Below are 6,030 nucleotides of genomic sequence, written 5' to 3'. Positions count from 1 at the left end.
CTTTTTCGGCAGCCAGAAGCCGCTCCGCCGCCACATCCACGTAGAGCGTCCGCTCCCCAACCGAAAGGGTAAGTAGTCGTTCAAAATTGTGTTAGACTTTTCTTAAAGGGTTGGAAAGCGATACACAGCGACTTCCCGACTTCGCTCAAAATATAGCGGACAGCCTCATGCAAGGTATTCTTATCCGCATAGTCTTTCACCTGCAACCACTCATACTTGACCTTTTTCCACAGTATCTCGACAATGTTTAAATGAGGAGAATAAGGGGGCAAAAAGAATATAAATAAACCGCGTTCCTCCCAAAGAGAAAAATGATCTTTGAAAGCTTTGACATGAACACTAGCATTGTCCAAAACCAGAACCGTCGTTCGACGTAAAGTTAAAGAAAATTCAGTAATCTGATCTGCTATCCAAGCAGCATCGACTTTCTCTTCATTAGTACGAAAGAAGCAATCATTATCACGGGATAATAAAGCGAAACAGTTTAGACGACCGCCTCTCTCGCTAGGTAGAACGACTTCTTCGTCAGGAAATTGCCAGGCATAAGGAATTGTAGGATATAAAGATACACCCGCTTCATCTCCATAATAAATATCAATCGCATCTCTTCTGCTTAAGTCCTCCAGTACATCTAAACATTCACATTTAATATCATAAACTTCAGGAGCAGGCTGGCGTTTTGTTACCCGTCTAACCCGCTTGAAACGACCACCATTTTTTTTACAAAGCGACGAAGAGTTAGATGAGAAAATTCTTTCCCTAGTTCTTCTTCTAATTCCTCTTTGATTAATCCAATACGTTGCCTATTTATTTTAATTATTCTTTTTACTGTTTCTAAATCTTCTTTTTGAATGATATTCTTCCTTCCTCTTCCTTTAGATACTTTAAGTCCTTCTATTCCTTGTTGCTCAAATCGTTTCATCCAGTCATTGACAGACATTTCGCAACAGCCTAGTTTCTGTGCTATAATCAGCGAAGAGAGCGGATTTTCCTTGAGCAGGATGGCTTGACAGCGCATTCTGTAACTGGGAGTGGCTCCATATTTTGCTCCTTTGTCCAAGGCAATCCTTTGGTCATCGGTCAGTTTCAAAGTTTTGATTCGTGGCATGATGCACACAGTCTAACACATTTCTGAACGACTGCTTAGTCCTTTTGGTTCCCAAGCCAGACGCCCAGCGTGATAAGTCCCAGGGCGATCAGGAGTAACGGGCAGAGCGCCAAAAGGATCAGGAGGACGAGAGGGAGCATCTCCCGGTCGTAGTGGGCTCCATGAAAGGTCCAGAGCACAAAGACCACGATGGGGACGACCACAAAAGCAGCGCTGATGGTCAGAGCACGTGCCAGAGGTCGGTTTCTGACCATGCCACTCAACCCTCCCAAAAGACTCAGGAGCCCATGAATTAAGATAACGTAGTCGAAAGGCTGTTTCCAGGCATTGCGGGCGCAGTATTTAACTCCCCAAATGATGAAGAGAGCGCCCCATATCAGGAGAAAAACAAGTGCCGCTCGCTCTCCTACCGAGCGACGTGAGCGCTTCGAAGTCGCCTTTATCTTTTGTTGCTGAATCACTCTGCACTCTCCTCCTGCTTTTTGATAAACCAGGCAAACCATGCCATCCATAAAGCGACGAAGGGATAGAGCACGAGAACCTGCCAAACCGTATTGCCGTCACGTGTTCCCAGAAGACACTGGTAGGTGACTAAGCCTACTAAGACGGCAGCGGCGAGGGCGCTGATGAGCTGGGCATAGTAGGCGATGCGTCGCTGACGCAGCAGGAGCAAGAGGCCAGCGATTGCGGTGAGGAGTGAGAAAAGTACCATTAGAGGAAACGCAAGCTGAGCAATCCAGGTGCGCTGATCCCAGCTTTCTCTTAACCAGAGGAGGAAGCTCCCCAGGCCGCCTCCCAAGAGTAGGTGAAGCGTTCCCAAAAAGCCCTCAAGCAAATTGATGGAGGCGTGGGTCGTGCGTTGCTTCTGTAGTTGTTGGTTCATCCTTACTCCTCCAAGTCTTCCTGTTGCCCGAGAAAGCGGCCTAGCCAGAAGAAGCCCAAGGATGCTAGCAGAAACGAGGCTATCCACGGTAGGGTAGCGGCTAAATCGGAGCTGTTGCTCTGCAAAAAGTAGATGAAATGGCCAGAGATGCCCAGTAGTATGACTGCGGCAAGAGAAATCAATAATTGTGCAAGACGACGCTGCTGCGCAAGGGAGACCAGCCCTCCTAGGAGGCAAAAAAGGCTGTGAGCATTAACAAGGTACCCTAAAAAGAGGGGGCGCATCCCACGTAAGAAATATGAAAACAGCCAGAGGGTTCCCGCTCCCCAAAGAACGAGTAAGCACGCGGCAACGAGCTCGCCCACGGTGCGTTTGGGCCGTGGGCGAGCGGTTGGTTTTTCTTGTTGCTTCTGCGTTTGCACTACGGCGCTGGGGCTTTGGGCTTGCGGGTGGTGGGCTTGCGCTCAGACGGGGGCGTTCCACCGACCATCTTGTACTGGGGCGACTCCAAACCAAACGTGAAGCCGACGCCGCGCCGAATCCGCACGTTCCAGCCGTTTAGCTCTCGTGCGATACCGTCGCGCTCCTCAATCAGACCGGCAAGTTGCGCCCGGAGCGCCTCAACCGCGTTTTCTTTGGCCGCCAGTGCGCTCTCCTGCGCCGCGTGCTCGGCTGCGGTCAGATCCGGAACGGCGAACGTCGGGTTCTGCGTCCACATTTGCTTGATCTTGATGCTCTCTGCGAGTATGTTTCCTACAATCAACTTCTTTGCCATCATCGTATCCTTTCGTGGATGTGTCAGGTACCAGGCAGTACCTTTCACCGACCAGAGGGTATCTTCAAGGTACTGCCTGGTACTTTAAGGATACCGACAGGTACCTTCAAGGTACCCTCTGGTATCTGTCACCGACCACCAGGTTATTGTCGTTGGCAGGGCAGTCGGTGACAGATACCCTACGTCTCCTGGCACAGACTCTTTTACCGACGGCAGCTCCCCCAAAGTTCCCGCTACTCCTCGCTCTCCTGCTTCTTCAGAAACCACGCGAACCCGGCCATCCATAGAGGGATTGCACAGAATACTCCCAGTAGAATCCAGTCGTAGTTGGAAAGGGGATTTGTTCTTTGTTTCCAGTCGAAGTAGAGAACGATGGTTGACATGATGAGTGCAGCCAGTGTGCTTATCCACTGAAGCCATACAGCCACGCGGCGCTGACGGCAGAGAAGCAAAAGCCCTGCGAGTCCCGTGCAAAGCCCCATGAGTGTAGCCATGACATTTGGCAGCAGGTCATACCATCGCATGCCACCGATTCCATCATTCTGGATGGAGATAAGCATAAGCACCACATAGCTCCCTCCGAGCAAGAAATGGAGAGTGCCCAGCACGATCTCTAAGACACTACTTCGGCGTGGCGCTTGGCTTGTTGGCTTCTCTCGTTGTTGTTGCACTGCCATAGCAAATCTTACTCCTTCGTATTGTTCAAGTGCCAGAGCCAGCGGGCGATAAGCGCGTGGATCAGGCCGATCAGGAAAAGCAGGCCGCAGACAAATCCCGCGAGGATGTCTAGGTGGCCATTGTAGTCGAGGAAGCCAAAGAGGGCGATCACGATCCCAAACCACCAGGCAGTGGCACACAGTACCTGGAAAAATGCGGCGATGCGGCGTGCGTGGAGGAGCAGGGCCACCGTCGTTCCTAGCAAGGCCAGCTCCAATAAGAACCACGCGAGCCCTCCATCATGCCAGTTGGTCGGGTGGAAAAAGCGCAGCAGGCTACGCCAACCACTGAGCGTTGCCAGAAGAGAGGCAACCAGGAGCACCCACTCGCCCACGGTTCGGTGTTTAGATACCGCAACTTGCCTTTTGTGCTCTCTGTGTTTCTGCTGCTGTGTCATGTCTCACCCTCCTGCTTTTTGATAAACCAAGCGAACCAGAAGATCCAGAACGTCGCTGCTGCAATTCCGGCGATGGCAATCAGCTCGTCTCGGTAGCTGCTGCGACGTAGCCAGATGTCATAGACAGCGTAGCCCAGCACGAGCACCGCAAAAAGCCCCGCGCCGTGTAGCAACCACCGCGCCAATCGGCGAGCACGGCAGAGCACAAAACCTCCCGCAAGCGTGGCGAGCAGGACGCCTAGAAGAAGAGTTGCACGAGCCGCCAGAACGTCCCAGCGGTTCTCGCGCCAGAGAGGGGCGAAGAAGATCCAGAAGTAGAGAAAACCCGCGCTACCGAAGAGCAGGCTGAGCCACCCGAGGACGATCTCCAGAGGGTGAAGGCGTGCTTTCTTGGTTGGCAACTCGCGCTGTTTTTGTTGCTGTAACATCTGCTACTCTTCCTCCTCGCGCCGAAAGCGCCAGAGCCAGCTTGCAATCAGAAGATGAAAGACTCCGATCAGAACCAGCCCACCGGCCCAGATAAGTGCTCCGATATCTAAGCGCTGATCGGGAGTAGTCACAAGCCAGAAGTACGCAGCGCCGCACCACCAGGCAAGGGTACACAGAAACTCTAAGACGGCGGCAGCGCGACGTAGACGTAGTAGCAGGGTGAGGCTGGCTCCCAGATAGCCCAGTGTCGCCAGCGCAATCGCGACGTGAACCAATACTTCAGTGAGGTTCTGCGGAAGGCGACGAATGAGTGGGGGAATGAGCGTCGCAAAGAAGCCCCCCAGAATCAGATTCACAACCATCAAGACCCAATCCGCCACGGTAAGGCGGGTACTTCGTGGCGTGGGTGTCTTCTGCTTTTGCTGCACTGCCATGAGGCATTTTACTCCTCTGCACTCTCGGAGCGCCAGAGCCACCGGGTGAGCATGAGGTGAAGGAGGCCAATGAGGAGGCTCCCTACTGGCCATTTCAAAAACCAGAGCAGCCAATCGAGGGAATACTGCGGCCCCAGCCACGGTGACATGAATCGCCAGTACCGGACAAAAAACAGCCCGTAGCCCAGTGCGCAGAAAAGCTCGAAGACTGCTGCACTACGCCGCTGCCGCAGGAGTAGCATCAGGCTTACACCCAGATACCCCAGCGTCGCGAGCACAAACGAGACACCGTACAGGTAAGTATTGTCATAGGAGCCAGGAAATTGGATCAGGAAAAATCGGATAGTGGTGTAGATCGTCGGCAAGTAGCTAGAAAAGACGGCCCCGATGAAGAGATGCAGGAGCATCAGCACCTTGTCAAGCACCGTATGCCGCGCGGCCTTGTGCCCCTGTCGTTTCTGCTGTTGCTGCTGCGTCATTGTCATTTTAACGGATGAGGACGGCATTTGGTTACGGGTACAATCCCCCCATGACCAACTACGAGATCGCACGGCGCTTTGAGGCCATCGCGGATATTTTGGAGATCCAGGGTGAGAACCCCTTCAAAGTGCGCGCCTACCGTGTCGCGGCGGAGACCATTGACGACCTCGAAGACGACCTCGCGACCATCCACGAGCGCGGCAAGCTGCGCGAGCTTCCCGGCTTTGGCGAGGCCATCGCCAGTAAGACGGCGGACTTTCTCGCCACGGGAACCACCGCGATTTGGGAGCGCATCAAGGACACGGTGCCAGCGGGCGTCGTGAAGATGGCGAGTGTCCCCGGTGTCGGCCCGCGCACCGCCAAAGCGCTCTGGGAGGCGCTGGAGGTCACAAGTGTCGAGGCGCTCGAAGCCGCCTGCCGCGAGCAACGCGTCCGAGCCGTCGCTGGGTTTGGTGCGGCCAAAGAGACAAAACTGCTGGAGAAAATCGAAGCCTGGAAGCGCCTGAACGAGAAGATGCCGCGCCGCTGGGCCTTGCCACTGGCCGAAAAGCTGGCAAGTGAGCTTCGCAAAATCGAAGGCGTTGAGCGCATTGAGATTGGTGGGGAGTTGCGGCGCGGCTGTGAAAGTGTTGAAGAGATAGTTTTTGCAGTGCAAACATCTCTTGAGGCGGAGTTATTTTGGGAGATTGTTCTTGCGAATTTTCCTGGTTCCATGAAAGGGTTTAAACGTCATGGGAAGTTTCGCAAGAAGTTGTTACATCTCTCTAATTGCGCGATACCAATTGAGCTGATCCTAGCCAATAACTC

The 6,030-nt window shown here is 53.3% G+C and carries 11 protein-coding genes; 1 reads left to right on the top strand and 10 read right to left on the bottom strand.

What is annotated here, in order from left to right; all coding sequences use genetic code 11:
* Positions 1-80: 80 nt before the first annotated feature.
* The 10 genes from RMO15_RS33115 to RMO15_RS00795 form a co-directional block, all read right to left on the bottom strand.
* Positions 81-752, bottom strand: coding sequence for an IS630 family transposase (locus RMO15_RS33115; protein WP_369016055.1), 672 nt, complete (start codon positions 750-752; stop codon positions 81-83).
* Positions 683-1,108 (bottom strand): helix-turn-helix domain-containing protein, encoded by a 426-nt coding sequence (locus tag RMO15_RS00835; RefSeq protein WP_309706957.1) that lies wholly within the window; start codon positions 1,106-1,108, stop codon positions 683-685. Before RMO15_RS00835 ends, RMO15_RS33115 begins: the two co-directional genes overlap by 70 nt.
* Before the next feature lie 35 nt (positions 1,109-1,143).
* Entirely contained in the window at positions 1,144-1,569 is a 426-nt protein-coding gene (locus RMO15_RS00830) for a hypothetical protein (protein ID WP_309706955.1), read from the bottom strand.
* Positions 1,566-1,991: a hypothetical protein gene (locus RMO15_RS00825; protein WP_309706954.1), complete on the bottom strand. Its 426-nt coding sequence runs from the start codon at positions 1,989-1,991 to the stop codon at positions 1,566-1,568. The genes RMO15_RS00830 and RMO15_RS00825 overlap by 4 nt, the downstream gene beginning before the upstream one ends.
* A gap of 421 nt (positions 1,992-2,412) precedes the next feature.
* Positions 2,413-2,769 carry a hypothetical protein gene (locus RMO15_RS00820; RefSeq protein ID WP_309706953.1) on the bottom strand — a complete coding sequence of 119 codons (357 nt, stop codon included), beginning with the start codon at positions 2,767-2,769 and terminating at the stop codon, positions 2,413-2,415.
* A gap of 230 nt (positions 2,770-2,999) precedes the next feature.
* Positions 3,000-3,443, bottom strand: coding sequence for a hypothetical protein (locus tag RMO15_RS00815; protein ID WP_309706952.1), 444 nt, complete (start codon positions 3,441-3,443; stop codon positions 3,000-3,002).
* An 8-nt stretch (positions 3,444-3,451) separates the two neighbouring features.
* On the bottom strand, positions 3,452-3,880 hold the full coding sequence (locus RMO15_RS00810; RefSeq protein ID WP_309706951.1) for a hypothetical protein: 429 nt from the start codon (positions 3,878-3,880) through the stop codon (positions 3,452-3,454).
* Entirely contained in the window at positions 3,877-4,308 is a 432-nt protein-coding gene (locus RMO15_RS00805) for a hypothetical protein (RefSeq protein ID WP_309706950.1), read from the bottom strand. The genes RMO15_RS00810 and RMO15_RS00805 overlap by 4 nt, the downstream gene beginning before the upstream one ends.
* Before the next feature lie 3 nt (positions 4,309-4,311).
* A complete protein-coding gene (locus RMO15_RS00800) occupies positions 4,312-4,743 on the bottom strand; it encodes a hypothetical protein (RefSeq protein ID WP_309706948.1) in 432 nt (143 codons plus the stop codon).
* A gap of 8 nt (positions 4,744-4,751) precedes the next feature.
* On the bottom strand, positions 4,752-5,222 hold the full coding sequence (locus tag RMO15_RS00795; RefSeq protein WP_309706946.1) for a hypothetical protein: 471 nt from the start codon (positions 5,220-5,222) through the stop codon (positions 4,752-4,754).
* 50 nt (positions 5,223-5,272) lie between these two features.
* On the opposite strand from RMO15_RS00795, the gene RMO15_RS00790 reads away from it, so the two are divergent.
* A partial coding sequence (locus RMO15_RS00790) for a helix-hairpin-helix domain-containing protein (RefSeq protein WP_309706945.1) occupies positions 5,273-6,030 on the top strand: 758 nt, incomplete at its 3' end.

Origin of the sequence: Armatimonas sp., from assembly GCF_031410135.1 — a bacterium.
GTDB lineage: Bacteria > Armatimonadota > Armatimonadia > Armatimonadales > Armatimonadaceae > Armatimonas.
Note: the sequence above shows the minus strand (reverse complement) of the source record. Positions and strands in the feature narration are given on the sequence as shown.